At 67.9% G+C, this 18,202-nt stretch carries 17 protein-coding genes and 1 pseudogene; 13 read left to right on the top strand and 5 right to left on the bottom strand.

Going from position 1 to position 18,202, the window contains the following annotated elements:
• Positions 1-7 precede the first annotated feature (7 nt).
• Together ASC95_RS01180 and ASC95_RS01175 are read left to right on the top strand one after the other, a co-directional pair.
• Entirely contained in the window at positions 8-1,858 is a 1,851-nt protein-coding gene (locus tag ASC95_RS01180) for an aspartyl protease family protein (RefSeq protein ID WP_162250697.1), read from the top strand.
• A gap of 24 nt (positions 1,859-1,882) precedes the next feature.
• On the top strand, positions 1,883-2,440 hold the full coding sequence (locus tag ASC95_RS01175; RefSeq protein WP_082567396.1) for a YdeI family protein: 558 nt from the start codon (positions 1,883-1,885) through the stop codon (positions 2,438-2,440).
• On the opposite strand, the gene ASC95_RS01170 is transcribed toward ASC95_RS01175, so the two are convergent.
• A complete protein-coding gene (locus ASC95_RS01170) occupies positions 2,437-2,658 on the bottom strand; it encodes a DUF3606 domain-containing protein (RefSeq protein WP_057295968.1) in 222 nt (73 codons plus the stop codon). The genes ASC95_RS01175 and ASC95_RS01170 overlap by 4 nt on opposite strands.
• A gap of 68 nt (positions 2,659-2,726) precedes the next feature.
• On the bottom strand, positions 2,727-3,002 hold the full coding sequence (locus ASC95_RS01165) for a hypothetical protein (RefSeq protein ID WP_157255891.1): 276 nt from the start codon (positions 3,000-3,002) through the stop codon (positions 2,727-2,729).
• A gap of 166 nt (positions 3,003-3,168) precedes the next feature.
• On the opposite strand from ASC95_RS01165, the gene ssuE reads away from it, so the two are divergent.
• From ssuE to ASC95_RS01130, 7 genes are all read left to right on the top strand, one after another.
• Positions 3,169-3,720 carry an NADPH-dependent FMN reductase gene (gene ssuE / locus ASC95_RS01160; RefSeq protein ID WP_057295966.1) on the top strand — a complete coding sequence of 184 codons (552 nt, stop codon included), beginning with the start codon at positions 3,169-3,171 and terminating at the stop codon, positions 3,718-3,720.
• 126 nt (positions 3,721-3,846) lie between these two features.
• Positions 3,847-4,803, top strand: a complete 957-nt coding sequence (locus ASC95_RS01155) for a sulfonate ABC transporter substrate-binding protein (protein ID WP_057295965.1) — start codon at positions 3,847-3,849, stop codon at positions 4,801-4,803.
• Entirely contained in the window at positions 4,800-5,747 is a 948-nt protein-coding gene (locus ASC95_RS01150; RefSeq protein WP_057295964.1) for an aliphatic sulfonate ABC transporter substrate-binding protein, read from the top strand. The genes ASC95_RS01155 and ASC95_RS01150 overlap by 4 nt, the downstream gene beginning before the upstream one ends.
• The gene (gene ssuD, locus ASC95_RS01145) at positions 5,744-6,916 is read left to right on the top strand and encodes an FMNH2-dependent alkanesulfonate monooxygenase (protein WP_057295963.1); all 1,173 of its coding nucleotides are present in this window, start codon (positions 5,744-5,746) and stop codon (positions 6,914-6,916) included. Before ASC95_RS01150 ends, ssuD begins: the two co-directional genes overlap by 4 nt.
• A gap of 4 nt (positions 6,917-6,920) precedes the next feature.
• Positions 6,921-7,685 (top strand): aliphatic sulfonate ABC transporter permease SsuC, encoded by a 765-nt coding sequence (ssuC, locus tag ASC95_RS01140; protein WP_057295962.1) that lies wholly within the window; start codon positions 6,921-6,923, stop codon positions 7,683-7,685.
• Between the two features lie 2 nt (positions 7,686-7,687).
• Complete coding sequence (locus ASC95_RS01135) at positions 7,688-8,476, top strand: ATP-binding cassette domain-containing protein (RefSeq protein WP_082567395.1); 789 nt, start codon at positions 7,688-7,690, stop codon at positions 8,474-8,476.
• A gap of 545 nt (positions 8,477-9,021) precedes the next feature.
• Positions 9,022-13,998: an NACHT domain-containing protein gene (locus ASC95_RS01130; protein WP_235537652.1), complete on the top strand. Its 4,977-nt coding sequence runs from the start codon at positions 9,022-9,024 to the stop codon at positions 13,996-13,998.
• Here ASC95_RS01130 and ASC95_RS30305 read toward each other — a convergent pair.
• Positions 13,976-14,733 (bottom strand): IS5 family transposase gene (locus ASC95_RS30305; RefSeq protein ID WP_157255890.1). Its coding sequence is split into 2 segments (ribosomal slippage): positions 13,976-14,418 and positions 14,418-14,733, totalling 759 coding nucleotides; the frame shifts between segments, so codons are not numbered across the junction. The genes ASC95_RS01130 and ASC95_RS30305 overlap by 23 nt on opposite strands.
• 66 nt (positions 14,734-14,799) lie before the next feature.
• Between ASC95_RS30305 and ASC95_RS01115 the strand changes: the two genes are divergently transcribed.
• Together ASC95_RS01115 and ASC95_RS01110 are read left to right on the top strand one after the other, a co-directional pair.
• Positions 14,800-15,231 carry a hypothetical protein gene (locus ASC95_RS01115; protein WP_057295961.1) on the top strand — a complete coding sequence of 144 codons (432 nt, stop codon included), beginning with the start codon at positions 14,800-14,802 and terminating at the stop codon, positions 15,229-15,231.
• A 93-nt stretch (positions 15,232-15,324) separates the two neighbouring features.
• On the top strand, positions 15,325-15,843 hold the full coding sequence (locus tag ASC95_RS01110) for a GIY-YIG nuclease family protein (RefSeq protein ID WP_057295960.1): 519 nt from the start codon (positions 15,325-15,327) through the stop codon (positions 15,841-15,843).
• A 464-nt stretch (positions 15,844-16,307) separates the two neighbouring features.
• Here ASC95_RS01110 and ASC95_RS01105 read toward each other — a convergent pair.
• Positions 16,308-16,697: pseudogene (locus ASC95_RS01105) on the bottom strand (M20/M25/M40 family metallo-hydrolase); the annotation flags it as partial.
• A gap of 68 nt (positions 16,698-16,765) precedes the next feature.
• Between ASC95_RS01105 and ASC95_RS01100 the strand changes: the two are divergent.
• Positions 16,766-17,380 carry a LysR substrate-binding domain-containing protein gene (locus tag ASC95_RS01100; RefSeq protein ID WP_162250696.1) on the top strand — a complete coding sequence of 205 codons (615 nt, stop codon included), beginning with the start codon at positions 16,766-16,768 and terminating at the stop codon, positions 17,378-17,380.
• A 3-nt stretch (positions 17,381-17,383) separates the two neighbouring features.
• On the opposite strand, the gene ASC95_RS01095 is transcribed toward ASC95_RS01100, so the two are convergent.
• A complete protein-coding gene (locus ASC95_RS01095; RefSeq protein ID WP_057295957.1) occupies positions 17,384-17,632 on the bottom strand; it encodes a hypothetical protein in 249 nt (82 codons plus the stop codon).
• Between the two features lie 89 nt (positions 17,633-17,721).
• Here ASC95_RS01095 and ASC95_RS01090 point away from each other — a divergent pair, with 89 nt between their 5' ends.
• Positions 17,722-18,060, top strand: coding sequence for a thioredoxin domain-containing protein (locus tag ASC95_RS01090; RefSeq protein ID WP_235537651.1), 339 nt, complete (start codon positions 17,722-17,724; stop codon positions 18,058-18,060).
• Positions 18,061-18,202 lie beyond the last annotated feature (142 nt).

Below are 18,202 nucleotides of genomic sequence, written 5' to 3'. Positions count from 1 at the left end.
TGCCTGCATGACCATGTTTTCAAGTTGGCGCACCTGGTGGATGGCCGCCGCCCTGCTGGCCCTGCCCTGCGCGTCGGGTGCGGCCACCGCACAGGAGGTGCTTGCCGCGCACCGGGCTGCGACGGGCCAAACCGCCAAGTCGGGCAGCCTGGCGTTGCGCTACGCCTATTCGGGCCAGGGGCTGGCCGGCACCGTCACCACGCGCTTCGACACAGCCAGCGGCGCCTTCGTCACGGACAGTGAACTCGGCCCGATCACGGTGGCGAACGGCTTCGACGGCCGCATGCCCTGGATACGCGACATCTCGGGCGCCTGCACGCCCCAGCAGGGCGGCGACCGGGTGCGCCTGGCGATTAACGAAGCCTACCGACTGGCCAACCTGTGGTGGCGCCCGGATCGCGGCGGCGCCCGCATCGAGGCGCTGGGCCGCGAGACGCTGGACGGCCGCGCGCTGGAGCACCTCGCCGTGACGCCTCGCGGCGGCTTGCGTTTTGACGCCTGGTTCGACGCCGGCAGCGGGCTGCTCGCCCGCATCGCCGAGCGCCAGATGTTCTTCGACACCCGCACGAGCTACGACGACTACGTCCGTCAGGGCGGCGCGCAGGTGGCTGGCCGCGTCGTCATCGACGGCGGCACCGGTGAGTCCGGCCTGGCGACGATGCGCCTGCTCGACGTCAGCTCCTCACCGCGCCGGCCCCGCACCGCTTACGCCATGCCGGCCGACCCGCCGCAGGGCGTCACCCTGGCCGACGGCGCGAGCGCAGCCACCGTGCCGTTCCGGCTGCTGAACAACCACATCTACGTCGAGGCGAACGTCAACGGCCACGGCCCCTACACCTTCATCGTCGACACGGGTGGCCACACCATCCTTTCGTCCCGGGTAGTGGCCGAGGCAGGCCTCGACGCCCAGGGCGCCTCACCGTCCGCGGGTGCCGGCGAGAAGACGACGACCAGCGGCTATGCGAAGGTGCGCGAGATCGCGCTCGGCCCGGTCCGCATGCACGACCAGACTGCGATCACCATGGACATCTACGACCCGGCGGTCGAAGGCATCAAGGTCGACGGCATGGTCGGCTTCGAGCTGCTGCGCCGCCTGGCGCTGCGCATTGACTACCAGCACAACACGTTGACGTTCAGCCGCTTCGACGCCTTCGACGCCAAGGACGCGGGCACGGCCATCCCCTTCATGTTCTACGACCACCTGCCGCAGGTCGAAGGCCGCGTGGGCGACATCCCGGCGCTGTTCGACATCGACACCGGCTCGCGCAGCGAGGTGGACCTGACGAGCCCCTTCGTCGCCGCCCACCGACTGCGGGAGCGTTTCCCCGGCGCCATCACCGCCATGACCGGCTGGGGCGTCGGCGGCCCGTCGATGTCGGAGGTCGTGCGGCTGCCGTCGCTGTCGATCGGGCCGGTCAACATCACCGCACCGGTGGCGGCGCTGTCGGGCGCCAAGGCGGGCTCCTTCAGCGACGCCAACTTCGACGGCAACATCGGCAGCGGGCTGCTCAAGCGCTTCGTGACAAGCTTTGACTACTCGCGCCAGCGCATGTACCTCAAGCCCATCGTCCCGCCGCCTGTCGACGCGGGCCGCTTCGATCGCTCGGGCATGTGGCTCAACGCGGCCGACGAGGGCTTCGTCGTGGCCCACGTCTCCCCCGGCGGCCCGGCGGAGGCGGCAGGGATCGCCGTCGGCGACCGGCTCCTCACTCTCGACGCCCGGGCGGTGCGGGCCGACGACCTGTCCGCGACACGCGCGCTGCTGCGCACCCGGGCGGACGGCGAGCGCATCGCGCTGGGCATGCGTCGCGGCACCGAGCACCGCAGCGTCGTGCTCGTGCTGCGGGAGCGGCTGTGAGCGGCAGTCGTGGTTGAAGCACCGGTGATCGCCTTTCGCGACGCCGTTGAATTCGAGGCCTGGCTGGAAGCGCATGTCGATCTCCAGGCAGGCGTCTGGCTCAAGATCGCCAAGAAAGGGTCGGGCCTGCCGTCGCTGACGAGCGACGAGGCGGTCGACGTGGGCTTGTGCTTCGGCTGGATCTCCGGCCAGCGCCGGTCGCTGGACGAGCACCACTACCTGCAGAAGTACGTGCCTCGCCGCGCGGGCAGCCGCTGGTCGCAGGTCAATGTGGACAAGGTGGCGGTGCTCACCGCCGCCGGGCGGATGCGGCCCGCCGGCCAGGCCGAGGTCGACGCGGCCCGGGCCGACGGGCGCTGGGATGCCGCCTACGCGCCCCAGCGCCACGCCGTCATGCCCCCCGACCTCGCGGCCGCGCTGGCCGGCCATGCGCCCGCGGCCCGGGCGTTCGAGGCCCTCGGCCGGACACAGCAGTACGCCCTGATCCTGAAGCTGCTGACAGCGCGCGGCGAAGCGGCCCGGCAGCGCCAGCTCGCCAAGGTGATGGCCACGCTCGACCCGTCGCCGCATCGCGCCGGCTAGGGGCCGCCGCGAGCCTCCTGGTCGGCGTTGCTGGAGGCGCGGCTGCCCTTCAGGTACAGCTCGACCTCTGACGCCCGCGTGCCGACGGCGTCAACCGCCTCCTTGATCTGCTCGGGCGTCACGTCGAATTTCTTCGACCAGTGGCGCAGTTCATGGTCCTCACGGACGTCGATGCGGTCGCGGTCCTGGCCGCCGCGCTGGGCTCTGTCGTCGGACATCGTGATGGCTCCGAAGCTTGTCGATGGCACGACGGGGCAGGCGACGTGCCAGCGCAGCGCGCCGGCCTTCAGGACCCGGCGCTCGACTCCGGCGGCGGCTCGCCCGGTTTCAGGTCGCGGATCGGCTTGCCGCCCGGGGCCGGCCCGGCCGGTGCGGCAGCCGCCGAATCCTTCTGCGGCGGCTGCTTCGGTACCGGATGCTGGCCCAGCGTGCCGGCGGTCCCGTCGGTCTGGTTCTGCTGGCGGGCCTCGGAGCCGGCGTCGCCTGCCTGCTCGTCGGGTGTCTGTGCGGCTTCTGTCGGGCTCGCGGTCTGGCCCACGTGGCGCAGGGGGTTGGTGTTCACGGCTGTTCCTTCGATATTGGCAGGCCACAAGGTCACGGCAACCGTCGTGCCCGGCGCGCCGGCCAAACGCGCGCCAACGCTCTGCGAATAAGCATCCCCGCTTTCCTTCGTTCCGAGAGGAAGGCGGATTCCCTATCGTGCAAGGCATCAACCGATACCGGCCGCCATGCACATCACCAGCCTCTCAGCCAGCCCCAGCGAACGTTCGCGCTCCGCCTGGCTCACGCAATTTGCGCTGACGCGCCTGGAATGCCGCGCCACACGTCACGACGACATCCTGGTGCGCCAGCTGCCCGCCGCAGCGCTGTTGACGGCGGACGTGCAGGACCAGGCCATAGCCGCCGCCGTGCAGGCCATCGAGCAGGCCGACCTCATCGTCGTCGGCACGCCCATCTACAAGGCGGCCTACAGCGGCCTGCTCAAGGTCTTCCTCGATCTGCTGCCGCCTGACGCGCTGCGCGGCAAGGTCGTGCTGCCACTGGCCACGGGTGGCAGTGCGGCTCATTTCCTGGCACTGGACTACGCCCTCAAGCCCGTGCTGTCGGCCCTGGGCGCCCGCCACGTGCTGGACGGCGTGTTCGCCACTGACGCTCAATTGCGCCGTCATGAAGCCGGCGGCTTCGTGCCGGAGCCCGATCTGATTGCACGGCTGGACCGTGCCCTTGCTCCGCTGGCTCCGCGAATGCGGAGCTTGCCGGAGCCCGCACTCAGCTGTTGACGCCGCAAGGCCAGCTTCACCACCGCTTGTCTCCTCGCCTCCCGCACGGGACCGGCGACTTCATCCCGGCGCTCGGGCGCTGATCGGGTGTGCCCGAGCGCCGGGATTCTTTTCACAGGACATCAGATGCTCTTCCGCTCCCTCCTTCGCTGGACCGCGCCACTGCTGATCGCGGCCTCCAGCCTGCACGCCTCCGCCCAGACAACGTTGCGCATCGGCTTCCAGAAATCCGCCAGCCTGTTGACGCTGCAGAAGTCCTCGGGCTCGCTCGAGAAGAAGCTCGCTCCCCTGGGAGTGACCGTCAAGTGGGTGGAGTTCCCCGCCGGCCCGCAACTGCTCGAAGGCCTGAACGTCGGCGCCGTCGACGTGGGCTTTGTCGGCGAGGCGCCGCCCATCTTTGCGCAGGCCGCCGGTGCCCGCTTCGTCTACATCGGCTTCGACCCGGCCGCGCCCGAGGCCGAGGCCATCGTCGTGCCCAAGGACTCCGCCATCAAGACGCTGGCCGACCTGAAGGGCAGGAAGATCGCGCTGAACAAGGGCAGCAACGTGCACTACCTGCTCGTGAAGGCGCTGGAGAAGCAGGGCCTGAAGTACAGCGACGTACAGCCCGTCTACCTGCCGCCGGCCGATGCACGCGCCGCCTTCGAGCGAGGTGCGGTGGATGCCTGGGTGATCTGGGACCCCTTCCTCGCCGCCGTCGAGAAGCAGAGCGGTGCGCGCCTGTTGCAGGACGGCCGCGGCCTGGTCAACAACTACGCCTATTACCTGGCCGAGCGCGGCTTCGCACAGCAGCACCCGCAGGTCATCCAGGCACTGTTCGACGACAATCAGGCCCAGGCCGCCCATGTGAAGGCCAACGTCAAGGCCGCGGCGGCCGTCATCGCGCCGCTGCAGGGGCTGGAGCCCGAGGTCGTCGAGAAGAGCCTGACGCGCTACCAGTTCGGCGTGAAGCCGCTGACCGCCGCCGTCGCCGCCGAGCAGCAGAAGATCGCCGATGCCTTCCACGCCCTCGGCCTGATTCCCAAGCCCATTCGCGTCGCCGACGCGTTGCCCACCACCACCGTTGCGGAGGCCGTGCGATGAGCGCCAATGCCACCCGGCGCGCAGCCATCGCCATTCTGGCCACGACGGCCGCGGTCTGGACGCGCGCCAAGGCGGACGCTCCCCAGCAACTTCGGATTGGCTTCCAGAAGGGCTCGCTCAACCTCGCGCTGCTGAAGAGCTACGGCCTGCTGGAACAGCGCCTGCCTGGCACCCGCATCCAGTGGACCGAGTTCCCCGCCGGCCCGCAGTTGCTGGAGGCCCTGGCATTGGGCAGCGTCGACCTCGGCGCCACGGGCGACGCGCCACCGGTGTTCGCGCAGGCCGCGGGCAAGGACGTCGTCTACGTCGGCGCCGAGCCGCCCAAGCCGGACAGCTCGGCCGTCCTCGTCAAGCCCGATTCGGCGCTGAAGAAGCTCGCAGACCTGAAGGGCCGCCGGGTGGCACTGCAAAAGGGCAGCAGCGCCCACTTCCTGACCGTGCAGGCTGTGAAGAAGGCGGGCTTGACCTGGGCCGACATCCAGCCCATGTACCTGCCACCGGCCGACGCGCGCGCCGCCTTCGAGCGCGGCTCGGTGGACGCCTGGGCCGTCTGGGACCCTTATTACGCCGCCGCCGAGATCAGCGGCGAGCTGCGCGCGCTGGCCACCAGCCGAGGCCTGACGAGCAACAACACCTTCTACCTGGCGTCGCGCGCGCTGAGCCAGCAGCCGGCCCTGGTGAAGACGCTGTTCCAGGCCCTGACGGACACAGACACGCGCGTGCGCACCGATCGCGAGGACGCCGTACAGCGCTACGCCGAATTCGCCGGCCTGCCCGCGGCCATCGTGCAGCGCATGGTCGAGCGCCGCGGTGCCGCGCCCGTCGGTCCGCTGACACCCGACCTGGTCCGCGAGCAGCAACAGGTGGCCGACGCCTTCGCCGAGCTCGCGCTGATTCCCCGCTCCATCCGCGTTGCCGATGCCATTGCACAGGTGAAAGCATGAAGATCTTCTGGTTCATCCCCACCCACGGCGACAGCCGCTACCTCGGCAGCTCGCGCGGCGCCCGCGTGGCCGACCATGCCTACTTCAAGCAGATCGCCATTGCCGCCGACAGCCTCGGCTACGAGGGTGTGCTGCTGCCCACCGGCCGCAGCTGCGAAGACTCCTGGATCGTCGCGGCCAGCCTCATCGACGCCACCAAGCACCTGAAGTTCCTTGTCGCGCTGCGGCCCGGCCTCGTCGCGCCGTCGCAGAGCGCCCGCATGGCCGCCACGCTGGACCGCCTCTCGGGCGGCCGCCTGCTCGTCAACCTCGTCACCGGCGGCGACCCCGACGAGCTGGCCGGCGACGGGCAGTTCCTCGATCACGCGGCGCGCTACGAGCAGAGCGCCGAGTTCATCCGCATCTGGCGCGAACTGCTGGCCCGCTCGCACACCGGCGAGCCGCTGGACCTGGATGGTGAGCATCTCAGCGTCAAGGGCGGCAAGGTGCTCTACCCGCCCATCAACAAGCCCTACCCGCCGGTGTTCTTCGGCGGCTCCTCAGGCCCGGCGCACGACCTGGCTGCGGAGCAGGTCGACACGTACCTGACCTGGGGCGAACCGCCGGCCGAGGTCGAGAAAAAACTCGCCGATGTGCGCGAGCGCGCTGCGGCACGAGGCCGCCGCCTGCACTACGGCATCCGCCTGCATGTCATCGTGCGCGAGACCGAAGATGAAGCCTGGCGCGCCGCCGGCGAGCTGCTGTCCGAGCTGGACGAAGCCACCGTGGCCGCGGCCCAGGCGCGCTTCAAGAGCATGGACTCGGTCGGCCAGCGCCGCATGGCCGAACTGCACGGCGGCCAGTTCAACAAGGCCGATGTGCGCCAGGGGCTGGAGATCGCGCCGAATCTGTGGGCCGGGGTGGGCCTGGTGCGCGGCGGCGCGGGCACGGCCCTGGTGGGCAGCCCGCAGCAGGTGGCGGACCGCATCAAGGAATACTCGAACATCGGCCTGGAGTACTTCATCCTCAGCGGCTATCCGCATCTGGACGAGGCCCACCGCTTTGCGGAACTGGTGTTCCCGCTGCTGCCGCTGGGCGTGCGCGAGAAGCTCACCGCGCCCGTGCTGACCGGCCCGTTCGGCGAAGTCGTGGCCAACAGCTACGTGCCCAAGGCCGTTTCCGCGAGCTGAACCGATGTTGCGCCGCCTCATCCCCTGGCTGCTGCCCGCAGCTCTCCTCGTCGCCTGGGAGATCGCCTCGCGCAGCGGTGTGCTGTCCGCGCGCATCCTGCCCGAGCCCGCCGCGGTGCTGGCCGCCTTCTGGCAGCTGCTGCGCTCGGGCGAATTGGCGCATCACGTCGCCGTCAGCACGGCGCGGGCCTTCTCGGCGCTGGCCATCGGCGGCGGCCTCGGCCTGTTGCTGGGCCTGCTGACCGGCACCTGGCGCGCGGCCGAGACGCTGCTGGACACGACGCTGCAGATGGTGCGCAACATCCCCGCGCTGGCACTGATCCCGCTGGTCATCCTGTGGTTCGGCATCGACGAGGCCGCCAAGCTGGTGCTGGTTGCGGTGGGTGTGTTTTTCCCGGTCTACCTGAACACCTTCCACGGCATCCGAAACGTCGACCGCGACCTCATCGAGATGGCGCGCAGCTACGGCCTGTCGGGCTTCCAGCTGTACCGGCAGGTCATCCTGCCCGGCGCGCTGCCGTCCATCCTGGTCGGGCTGCGCTTCTCGCTGGGGCTGATGTGGGTGCTGCTGATCGTGGCGGAGACGCTGTCGGCCCAGGCCGGTATTGGCTACCTGACGATGAATGCGCGCGAATTCCTGCAGACCGATGTCGTGCTGGTCGGCATCCTGCTCTACGCCGTGCTGGGCAAGCTGGCCGACGTCGTCGCGCGCGGGCTGGAGAAGGCCTGGCTGCCCTGGCACCGCGGCTATGCCGCCGAGGGGAACTGATCATGTGGCTGACTGAATTCGACACGCCTGTGCTGCCGCGCGAGCCCTGGGTTGCCGACACGCCGCCGCGCGACACCTCAGGCGGCCTGGCGCTGCAGTTGCGCGGCGTTGCCAAATCCTTCGGCACGCGCCACGTGCTGCAGGACCTGGACCTGACGGTCGCCCCCGGCGAATTCGTCGCCCTGGTAGGCCGCAGCGGCTGTGGCAAGAGCACGCTGCTGCGCCTCATCGCCGGGCTGGACTCGCCGAGCGCCGGCCTCGTCGAAGCGGGCACGGCGGGCGAACGCCGGCTGATGTTCCAGGACGCCCGCCTGCTGCCCTGGAAGCGCGTTGTCGACAACGTCGCACTCGGCCTGGCCGGCCCCGATGCCTGGGACCGCGCGATGGAGGCGCTGTCCCAGGTCGGCCTCGCCGGCCGCGGCAGCGACTGGCCGGCGACGCTGTCAGGCGGCCAGCGCCAGCGCGTGGCCCTCGCCCGCGCTCTCGTGCACCGCCCTCGCCTGCTGCTGCTTGACGAGCCGCTGGGCGCGCTGGACGCGTTGACGCGGCTGGAGATGCATCGCCTCATAGAGCAGCTCTGGCGCCATCACGGCTTCACGGCCTTGCTCGTCACGCACGACGTCGCCGAGGCCGCGGCCCTAGCCGACCGCGTGCTGCTGATCGACCGCGGCGGCATCACGCTCGATGCGACCGTGGCCCTGCCGCGACCGCGCTCGCGCATGGCGGCGGGGTTTGCGGAGCTGGAGGAGCGGGTGCTGCGGCAGATCGTCGGCCATCCTCCAGCGGCATAGCTGGCAGGTTGCAAGCTCGGCCAAGCCGATGACTGCTGCAGGCTGCGTGCTGACGGCCGCGGTCGGCATCCGTCCGGCAACAATGTGCCCATAGCGGAAATCCGCCGGTCCGCGGTTCTGGGCTGGCTGCCGACTTCCAGTTTTGGCGATTCGACGGGCGCGGCCGCCGTTACCGGCCATTCGCCACCCCGCGGGCCGAGTGACTGCCATCCAGGACCTGCCGCTCGGTGGAACTCGTCCCAGCGACGCCAGAGGTCCAACGCCGCACGTCGGTCAACGGCAGCTCTGAACGGCTTCGAGCTGGCGCTATCGACCCATCAGCGACGCTCGCGGCCATGGGCTCGTCGCCCCAAAGCTGCCGCTGGCGCGAGCCGATCGGACCCATGCAGAGCCACCCGAAGGAGGCCCCGGAGCGGTGGGCACACGCTGGATGGCAGCATTCGGAGCGACTGAGGCGCGGCAGGAGTTAGCCACATGGCGCGGTGCGACTCGAGGAAGCGTTGCTGGCGAGGCGATGACAATCAGACGAGACTCACGGATAAAGCATGACTTCGCCTGAACTCACCGGCGGCGCCGGATTCACCTACGAAGACGCGGTCGCGGCGCAGTACCTCGCGGCGATGATCAGCGGCACGACGGCGGCGGGCCTCGACGGAAGGATCGTGCAGCGGGTTGCCCAGCAGCAGGCCGACTTCGGCGAACCGCTCGACGACGTGATCGTCGATGCCGCCTCCCTGGCCGATGGAGCCGTCATGCGGCTGTCGCTGCAGGTCAAGCGTTCACTCACCATCTCGGACGCGGCGACCAACAGCGACTTCCGAGAAGTGATTCAACGCAGCTGGCAGACGTTGCAGAAGCTGGACTTTCGCGAGAACGTGGACCGCGTTGGAGCAGTCACGGGGTCAGTGGCGGAAGAGACGTCTCGAGCTTTCACGACCGTGTGCGAATGGGCTCGGGCTTCCGACACGACTGCGGCCTTCATGCAACGGTTTGTCGACGGCGGGAACGCCTCGACCAGTCACCGCGCTGTGACCGACGCGGTTCGAATGGCTGCACAGGACACAGGAACGCCCCTGTCCGACGAACAGCTGCACCGCCTGCTCGCGCATTTGGTGCTGATCCGGTTTGACCCCCCCCACGCCGGATCGACGCACGAAGCGGAGGCAATCGTCAGCCTGCAGCGCGCGCTGGCGCCGCAGCAAGTGATGCGTGCCGGCGACTTATGGGATTTGCTGCGCCAGGTCGCTCGCGATGGGGCGGGGCGGAGCGCAGTGCACACCCGCGCATCGCTCGTGCGCGCGCTGGCTGGCTGGCGCTTCACGGGGGCGCCTGCGTTCGCCGGCGACATGCAGACGCTGCGCGACAACACTCGCCACTGGCTCGACCAGCAGGTCGACGACATCGGAGGGACGCACCTCACGCGCCAGGTGCTGCGCGACCAGCTTGGCGCTCAGATGGCGGCCCACCGCCTGACGCTGATCAAAGGCCTGCCCGGCACCGGCAAGACGGTGCTGCTGCGCGACGTGGTGCAAGAGCTGGCCGCCGATGGCACCACGTTGTTCCTCACCGCCAACCGGCTCTCTGGCCGCAGCTGGTCAGAACATGCCCGCGCGATGGGCTTAGCGACGATATCGATCGAGCCGCTGCTCGTGGAGGTCGCGGCAACCGGTCATGCCACGGTCCTGATCGATGGCCTCGACCGCATCGCGCCGGAACAGCGCGCGATCGTGACCGACTTGCTCGGCCAGCTTCTGACGAACCCGGCGCTTTCCGACTGGCGCGTGGTCGCCACCGCGCGCGACGCCGGCATCGAGCCCCTGCGCAACTGGGTGCCTGCTGCGCTGCTCGCTAGCGGCGGCGTGGGCTATGTCGATGTGGAGAACTTGACGGACGAAGAGGCCAGCTCACTCGCGGATTCGCTGCCGGCGCTGCGGCCGCTCCTGACTGGCGGAAACGAGCGCGTGCGCACACTGGCACGCCGCCCGTTCTTCGCGGCGGTGCTGGCACGGGGGTTCTCTCGGGCAGCGTACCCCTCCGGGTTCGCGCCTCAGTCGGAGGTGGACCTCGTGGAGGCCTGGTGGACGCGGGGCGGCTACGACGCCCACGCGCCCCAGGCCCTGGCGCGGCAGCGGGGGCTTATCGAGCTGGCTCACCGCAGCGCGCCCGACCTGGGTCGCAATGTCCGCATCCGCGACCTGTCGACTGCAACGCAGGACGTGCTCCCGGCGCTGGAGGAGGATGGCCTGGTGCAGCAAGTGCGCACGGGTCATACCGCCCAGTTCAGTCACGATATTTTCTTCGAGTGGTCGTTCCTTCACCTGCTGCTAGATCAGGGTGACGACTGGATCGCGGCCCTAACTGCGGCCGGGGAACCGCCCGCATTGGCGCGCGTGGTGGAGCTGCTGTCGCAGGCGACTTATCCGCTCCCTGACCAGTGGCCGCGCGAGCTCCATGCGCTCGAGCGGGCTCAGGTGCGGCCGCAGTGGCTGCGCGCTTGGCTCGTGGCGCCCGTGTTCAGCCCACGCTTCGCTGAGCACGCCGACATGTTCGCTGCGTCTTTGGCGTCGAACGGCCACCGGCTTTTCGGAAAGCTCCTGGTGTGGATGCAGGCAGAGAAGACGACACCCAACCCCATGGTGCTCTCCGGAGTCCTGGGCGGCGATCTGGATGCCGCCGCGCGTATCCGTATCGCGGACTCGCTGGGCTGGCCTTCCGACTTCGCGGCGTGGCGCCGCCTGCTCACATGGGCGATCGAACAGGTCGAGTCGATTCCTGACGCACAGTTGCGGGATCTCGTCACGCTGTTCGAAACCTGGCAGGTCGCTCTCGCGGACTACCCCAACGCAGTGTCGCAGCGCATCGTAGCCCGGTGCGCAACGTGGTTGCACGCGATCGAGGACGAGCATGTGGACCACCGGTTTCGATACGCCACGCCTGAAAACGATGGCACGCCGCGCCCGCGGGTGCCGACGCAGCTGGAGACGGAGCTCCGTGCGTTGGTGCTCCGCGCAGCGCGCGCTTATCCTGATGTGGTAAACGCCTATCTCGCGAAGGTCGAGACAATCGAGCGCTGGTCCGATGGCGCGTTCCGCGAGCTCATGACCTACGCGCCGGTGCTGGCGCAGACGCATGCTGCGCTGCTCGCGAGGGTCGCTAAGCGCTGGTTCATGATGGAGCTGCCGGACGACATATCGGCACGGTGGCGTCGCGAAGCGCGTGAAGAGGGTCGCCGGCGCAGGGAAGCCGAGGCCGTCCCGCCGGAGAAGAGATCGCGGTGGGACAAGCTCGCGCTTTCGAGCACGTCGATCATGCACCACTCGTTCTCCCACCACGATTGGGACCGGCTGTCGATCGGCGGCGACCATCAGGGCTTCTTCCCCGCCTCGCCTCTCCGCGAACCGTTCCACTCGCTGCTCATGCGCGATCCAGCGACGGCGCTAGCGCTGATCCGCGACGTGACGAACCACGCCACCACGGCGTGGCGTCAGTTGCATGGGCACTGGCATGGCAGCGCGACACCGATGCCGCTCGTATTCGTGTTTCCGTGGGGGCAACAGGAGTTCTGGGGCGACAACCGGCACTACTTCTGGTTCCGCGGCCATGGCGGGCCGCAGGTCGTGGAGTGCGCCCTCATGACGCTGGAGCACTGGGGCATCGCGCAGCTCGATGCCGGACGCCCGTTGGACGAAGTACTGCAACAGCTGCTGGAAGGGCACACGAGCATCGGCATCGTGGGGATTGCGGTGCACCTCGCCTTGCGGGCCAAGCAAGTTTCGCCAACGACCTTGGCGCTGCTGCGCAGCCCGCGCCTGTGGCGGATCGACCTGCAGCGCCAGGTCCAAGAGCACCAACTGCAAAGCGCGGGGCTGATGGGCTTCGACAACGCAAGCGTCGACGCGGTGCACCGTCAAGCAGTCGCCGACAGCAGCCAGATGACGTCGCGCCGCTTGGAACTGCGCGACCTGGTACCGCTCTTCGTCCTCGGAGGCGACACGGCCTTGCGGGAGGCGTGCCGCGCCGCTCTCGACGACTTCCCGAACAAGCTGGAATTCGCCTATCAGGAAGAGGCGCAGAACCCAGAACATGTGGCCGAGCTCCGCCGCACCGCCGAACTATGGTCGGAGTTGGGCCACGCCGAGAACTACACCGCAGCTCCGATCCCCGGCCGCAGTGATGTGGTCCAGATATCGATGAGCAGTCCGCGACACGAAGCTCCCGAGGTGCAAGCGGCCCTGCACCGCCATGCGCAGGCGGCGCGCGAGATGGAGCTGTGGCTGTGGGTTGATAAGTGCTTCACGTTGCGCCAATGGGCGCCGCGCTTCTCGGTGGACGACGCCATCGGGCGTGCGAAAGAGATGGCTGATGCGGCTGCTGCTGGGAGGTCGATGTCGCCGATGCCTGGCAGTGAGTTGACGGAAGGCGCGATTGCGGGAACGGCAGCGGCAGTGATTTGTTTCGCCGATGCGAGCGGGCATGAGGCCTGGGCCGATGCCATCATCGAAAGCTTCCGCGTCACGCAGGACGAGATCTCCGACGACACGTTTTCTGGATCTGTGATCCCTTGGCACCCGAAGATCTTCGTGGCGCATGCGTTGGCCGCGCGTATCCGATCGGCCCGCGAGTATCCTGCCGACCGCGAAGCGCTCTATCGCTTGATTGCGCACCCACTCGATGCGGTTTCGTTCGTTGCGCTGTCTGGCGTCGCTGGCTGCTGGCAGCGCGACGCGCGGTTCGCCTGGTGTGGCCTGAACCTGGGGTTGCGTTTGGCACAGCTCGTAAGCAGGCGAGAGATGCACCGGCTAGACACCGAGGCACGGCGGCAGGTGGAATCGGACCACCGTGCCGCGACGATGGCCGCGGCACTCGACGAGTACCGTGCGCAAGGGCCGCTGCCTGCCTGGGTGCGCCCACGGCCTTCGTGGGTGCGGGCCGCGCCGGACGCTGAGAATCCGCAGACTCTCGACGGGGAAGAAGACGAAGGGTGGCAGAGCACCGATGATCTGTGGGACGGCCGGTACGCCGCGAACGTCTTGCAGAGAGTCCCAGTGGCGGTGGTCATGGCGAGCGCTGGCCGTGCGCACTTTGTCGACGCCCTCGAGGCGTATATCGGCTGGACGCTCGGCACGATCAACCCGGTGTGGCGAAAAGAGCGGCGTCGGGGCCGCGAGCGTGGCGATGCAAACCTGTACGAATGGGAGGAGCAGCTGGGTCGGATGGTGGCAAGCGTTGCCCCCCATCTTCCGGTCGACGAGATCTTGCAGAGGTTGCTGCGGCCGATCCTTGCGCAGCCTGACGAGATCGCGATGCGGCTGCTCGCGCCGCTCACTGTGTCGTTGGTCTGCGGCGAAGTCCTCGATGCGCCGGAGGTCCGCGAAGACACCCTGTACCTGCTGCAGGCCGTGCTCGATCGAACGTTGGAGAATGATGACCTGCGCCGTTCGCCCTACAACGACGGGCGCATGGGCGGCTTCGACCTGCCGAAGCTAGGGCCTGTTAACACTACCGCAGGCCATCTGCGATGAGTGCGAAGCAGATGAAGGCGATGAACATGACGTCGAGCTTCTCGAATCTGGAGAAGATGCGGCGATAGCCCTTGAGCCTGCGGAACAGGCGCTCGACCTCATTGCGACGCTTGTACATCTCGCGGTCGTATTCCCAAGGCTGGATGCGCGTGCGCAACGGCGGTACGACGGGAATGAAGCCCAAGTCAAGGGCCAGTTGGCGGGTCTCGTTGCCTTCATAGGCACGGTCCATGAGCAAGTGCAAGGGCCGATTGGGCGGCCCGAGCCGCTTGAGCAACTCGCGACCTTCTGGCGCGTCGTGCGCTTGTCCAGGCGAGAGCGAGAAGGTTATGGCCGTGCGCGCGTCCGCGGCGAGGAGGTGGATCTTGGTGTTCCACCCGCCACGGGATTTGCCGATAGCCTGCGGACCGTTTTTTTTGGCGCACCAGTGCCGTCCGGATGCACCTTCACGCTGGTGCTGTCCAGCGACACGGCCTCGATCTTGATCTGCACCACCTGCGCCTGCTGGAGCTGCTCGAAGGCTCGATCCAGCACGCCCGACTTCGCCCATCGGCTCATCCGCGTGTAGATCGTGTGCCAGTTGCCGAAACGCTTGGGCAGGCCGCGCCATTTGCAGCCGTGCTCAGCGACGTACAGGATGGCATTGAGCACCTGCAGATTCGTCAGACTGACGTTGCCGCGCTGCCGTGGCAGACAGTGCTCAATCAACTTGAATTGCGCTGCTGTGATCTCCATGCAGACACTGTCACAGTGAACCCGACTCGACGCAATTAGTGTTAACAGGCCCTAGTCGATTCGCTGATGTTCGTGGTAGTCGAGCACGCCCCCGGCGCCACGCGTTTCGCCAACGGCGTCTGGGATGATCTTGGCCAAGCGATGTCGCTGGTTGACCGCATGGTTCGCGTCGCCGGCTGGCACCCCTACGTCGCTCGCCAGTTCGTCACGCTATGCGAACGTTCCGGTGCCGCCTACCCGGCTGACACATTCGCCGACCAAGTGCTGGCGCAGATCGTCTATGGGCACCTGCCTGCGGGCTGGAAGGGCTCCTTGGTACCAGCCGGGATCGCGGCGCTGGTGCAGGCGCACGCCGACCGACAGCATCCGTTGCCGGCTGCTCTGGCCCGTAAGCTGCTGCAGGTGCTCGACGCGCTCGTTGATCTTGGCGACCGTCGGAGCGCGGCCTTGCAACAGAGCGAGCCCTTTCGCGGCGTGCGCCTCGTCGCGCCAGCCTGATGCGCGCTACGCGAGCAGGACGCTCACCGTTGTCGTTGTCGGGTCTTCGCCTCTTGTTATTCAGGCTTCTCAAAGTCGGCTGGCACCCGCTGGATGAAGACCAGCAATGATTCGTGGAATCTGAAGATGATGCAAATTGAAGGTTCAGCGTATCAGCTGCCGCCGCGTGGCTCTTGGCTTTACGTGATGGCAAGCAGCAGAGACTATGGGAGAGCGAAGATCGGAATGACGACGCAAAGCAACCCGATGAGACGGTTTGCAACTCTGCGTTGTGGCGACCCATTCTTGTTTCTCCGAGTCGCCTTTTACCTGCCGCATGACTGTCCGGTAGATGCCGGGGCGCTCGAGAGACGTCTACACGTTGCATTCGGACCCTCCCGAATACAGTTCCTAAGCGGGGGATGTTCTGAGTGGTTCTACATTGAAGATGACAAGGCCGAATTTGAGTGCCAAAGATTCATCGAGAACTTTTTTGAGGATCCGGAGTGCGTACGCCCCTTCTCCGACATCGCCTACGTCCAAGGGTCGCAGATCCTTAAAGCCTATATCGATGATTTGATTTCGTTGTTCGGCCCGCCGCCTGTGCTGCACGAAGACGGGCTTCCGTACTAGAAAGCGCCATGGCTGCATTCCACGCGGAGGCCAGATCATCGATGCCACCCGTTCGGCAAAGCCGCTGCTCAAGCTGAGCGCTTAACGACTGCTACCGGGACCCGATTTGCACGGGCGGTAGGACCGAAACGGGTCGTGATCCGACTGTCGCGGCGGGTGAGAGCGGTCGCTCGTACCGCCACGATGCTTGCGCCGCGGTCGAGCGACCGGTCCAGGGGAGAAGCTGCCGGTCAGGCCCAGCGGCACTCAATGACAGGTTTTCGTGGCTGCTGCCGCTCATGCCTCGGCCTGCGAATGTCGCAGCCCGCCCGCTGCTGCGCGTCGCCGGATTTCCGCTTTGGGCACATTGCTGCCGGACGGATGCCGACCGCGGCCGTCAGCACCCGCTGCAGAGCGGCCCGCCCGTCAGGGTCGCCCAAATTGCCGAACTCGATGCGCAAATTCCCACTCCCAGTCAGTCTGGCTCAAGGGTTCGCGCCGGAAATCTCCATGATCAGTCGCGCCACCAGGTAGAGCCGCGGGGCGATGGAGCGGATGTCGACGTACTCGGCATCGTTGGAGTGGGCACCAAAGCCGGTGAGGCCCAGGCCTTCGATCACCGGGCCTCGTGCCTGCATCGCCGCGAAGGAGGCGTCCGTGCCGCCGCCCGTGGCGACTTCGGCCACCTGCATCGTCAGGCCCGGCTCTGCGTAGATCGCCTGCGCGCGCTTGTCCAGCGCACGTGACGCGTCGGTGGCCTCCAGCGGCGGGCGGCGCACTTCGAACTTGAGCTGCACCTTGGCGTCAGCCAGGCGCCGCTGCTGCACGCGGCGCTGCAGCTTCTTCTCCAGGCGGTCGAAGTCCGCCACGCGCAGCTGGACATGCTGGAACGGGCCGTTCCCGTGCAGGCGGCCCCGGCCGGCCCGTCACTGCGCTGGCACCCGTGCCCTCGTTGTATGCGCTGGTACCGCGGCAACCGGCGTTGCAGGCGCAGCATCCACAGCTCAAGGTCGAGTTCCGCCGCTGGCGCCACGACGACCGCTTTGAGCGCGATGACGTCGACTGCTGGATCAACCCCAAGCTGAGCGCACACAGCCACTGGCCCGAAGGCGTCGTCGCGCAATACCTGCTGGGGCGTGAACTGGTGCCCGTGTGCCGTCCGGCGCGCGCCGCCCGGTTGGTCCGGCCGCAGGACATCCTGCAGCACCCGCTGCTGCATCACAGCGCCCATCCCGGCGACTGGGCGCTCTGGCTCAAGGCCCAGGGCATGCAGGCCGGCCAGCTCTCGTTGGGCTCGGGGTTCGACCTGGCCGCCGCACTGATCGAGGCTGTCGTCGCCGACATGGGCATCGCGGTCGTGCAGCTCTGCCTCATCGAAAGGGAGCTGGCTGCCGGGCAGCTGGTCGTGCCGTTCAGCGGCTGGGTGTCGTCCGGGCGCGGCTTCTACCTCTGCCGACGGGTCGACCGGGAAGGCTCGTCCGAGCTGCATGCCTTCGCGCAATGGGCAACGGCCGAAAGCCGGCGCTGGCGGCGCCAGGCCCTGGCTGCGCTCGACTGACGATCAATACACGAGCGAGAAGGTGACGTGACCCTCACCTTCCTCGGCCAAGTGCTTGATGCCCGACGTGCCCGCACTGATGCCGACGAATCTGACATGTCTTTGAGTTTCTCGGGCGTGCTTGGCCAGCGCCAACGCCGCCGTCATCCTGTCGTTGGCATGAGGCGCCAGGTCGTTGTAGGACAACTCGAGGTTCGCTCCGGCTGTCATCAGCGAACTCAGGAACGCGGGTTGGAGCGTGTTGTTGTGCATCCGATGTCTCCAGGGGTTGAGGGCAGCATAGTCTGTCGAATTCCAGCACGACGGCAGCCCGTCGTCCCGCCATGGCACCATGTTGGCCCATGCCGCTTCACATCGCCTGCCTTTGCGCCGCCTGGTGCCGTACCTGCGAGTCCTACCAAGAAGTTTTCGAAGCCGCCTGCGCCGAGCTGCCGCAGGCCGGCCTGCACGTACGTTGGATCGACATCGAGGATGAGGCCGAACTCATCGGCAACCTGGACATCGAGACCTTCCCGACGCTGCTGATCGCCGACGGCGAGCACATCCGCTTCGCCGGGCCGCTGACGCCGCAGCCGGAGACGCTCAAGCGCGTCTTGCGGGCGCACTTGGCGGACGCCAGGCCCATGCCCGTCGAACCGGCCTACGTCGAACTGGCCGCGCGCCTGCGCAGCGAAGCCTGAGCCGACTTGGGCCGGCCGGCCCAAAACGGCCTGTCCGAGCTGACAAAGCTGCGACCTTTCCACTATGCGGCAGAACCATCGTTTTTCATGGGGGACACGTAGGACTGCGCTGACAGAGACACGCGACCCATGCTGCTGTGCC

The organism is Pelomonas sp. Root1217 (assembly GCF_001425705.1).
Classification (GTDB): Bacteria; Pseudomonadota; Gammaproteobacteria; order Burkholderiales; family Burkholderiaceae_C; genus Pelomonas.
The sequence above is the reverse complement of the archived record's forward strand: the minus strand, read 5'-3'. Positions and strand labels throughout refer to the sequence as shown.

Coding starts and splice junctions, on each gene's coding strand:
- ASC95_RS01095 (WP_057295957.1), bottom strand. CDS start 17,632: ATGCACAACAACACGCTCCAACCCGCGTTCCTGAGTTCGCTGATGACA.
- ASC95_RS01150 (WP_057295964.1), top strand. CDS start 4,800: ATGAGCGCCAATGCCACCCGGCGCGCAGCCATCGCCATTCTGGCCACG.
- ASC95_RS01155 (WP_057295965.1), top strand. CDS start 3,847: ATGCTCTTCCGCTCCCTCCTTCGCTGGACCGCGCCACTGCTGATCGCG.
- ASC95_RS01135 (WP_082567395.1), top strand. CDS start 7,688: ATGTGGCTGACTGAATTCGACACGCCTGTGCTGCCGCGCGAGCCCTGG.
- ASC95_RS01180 (WP_162250697.1), top strand. CDS start 8: ATGACCATGTTTTCAAGTTGGCGCACCTGGTGGATGGCCGCCGCCCTG.
- ssuD (WP_057295963.1), top strand. CDS start 5,744: ATGAAGATCTTCTGGTTCATCCCCACCCACGGCGACAGCCGCTACCTC.
- ASC95_RS01115 (WP_057295961.1), top strand. CDS start 14,800: ATGTTCGTGGTAGTCGAGCACGCCCCCGGCGCCACGCGTTTCGCCAAC.
- ASC95_RS01130 (WP_235537652.1), top strand. CDS start 9,022: ATGACTTCGCCTGAACTCACCGGCGGCGCCGGATTCACCTACGAAGAC.
- ssuE (WP_057295966.1), top strand. CDS start 3,169: ATGCACATCACCAGCCTCTCAGCCAGCCCCAGCGAACGTTCGCGCTCC.
- ASC95_RS01110 (WP_057295960.1), top strand. CDS start 15,325: ATGAAGACCAGCAATGATTCGTGGAATCTGAAGATGATGCAAATTGAA.
- ASC95_RS01090 (WP_235537651.1), top strand. CDS start 17,722: ATGCCGCTTCACATCGCCTGCCTTTGCGCCGCCTGGTGCCGTACCTGC.
- ASC95_RS01170 (WP_057295968.1), bottom strand. CDS start 2,658: ATGTCCGACGACAGAGCCCAGCGCGGCGGCCAGGACCGCGACCGCATC.
- ssuC (WP_057295962.1), top strand. CDS start 6,921: ATGTTGCGCCGCCTCATCCCCTGGCTGCTGCCCGCAGCTCTCCTCGTC.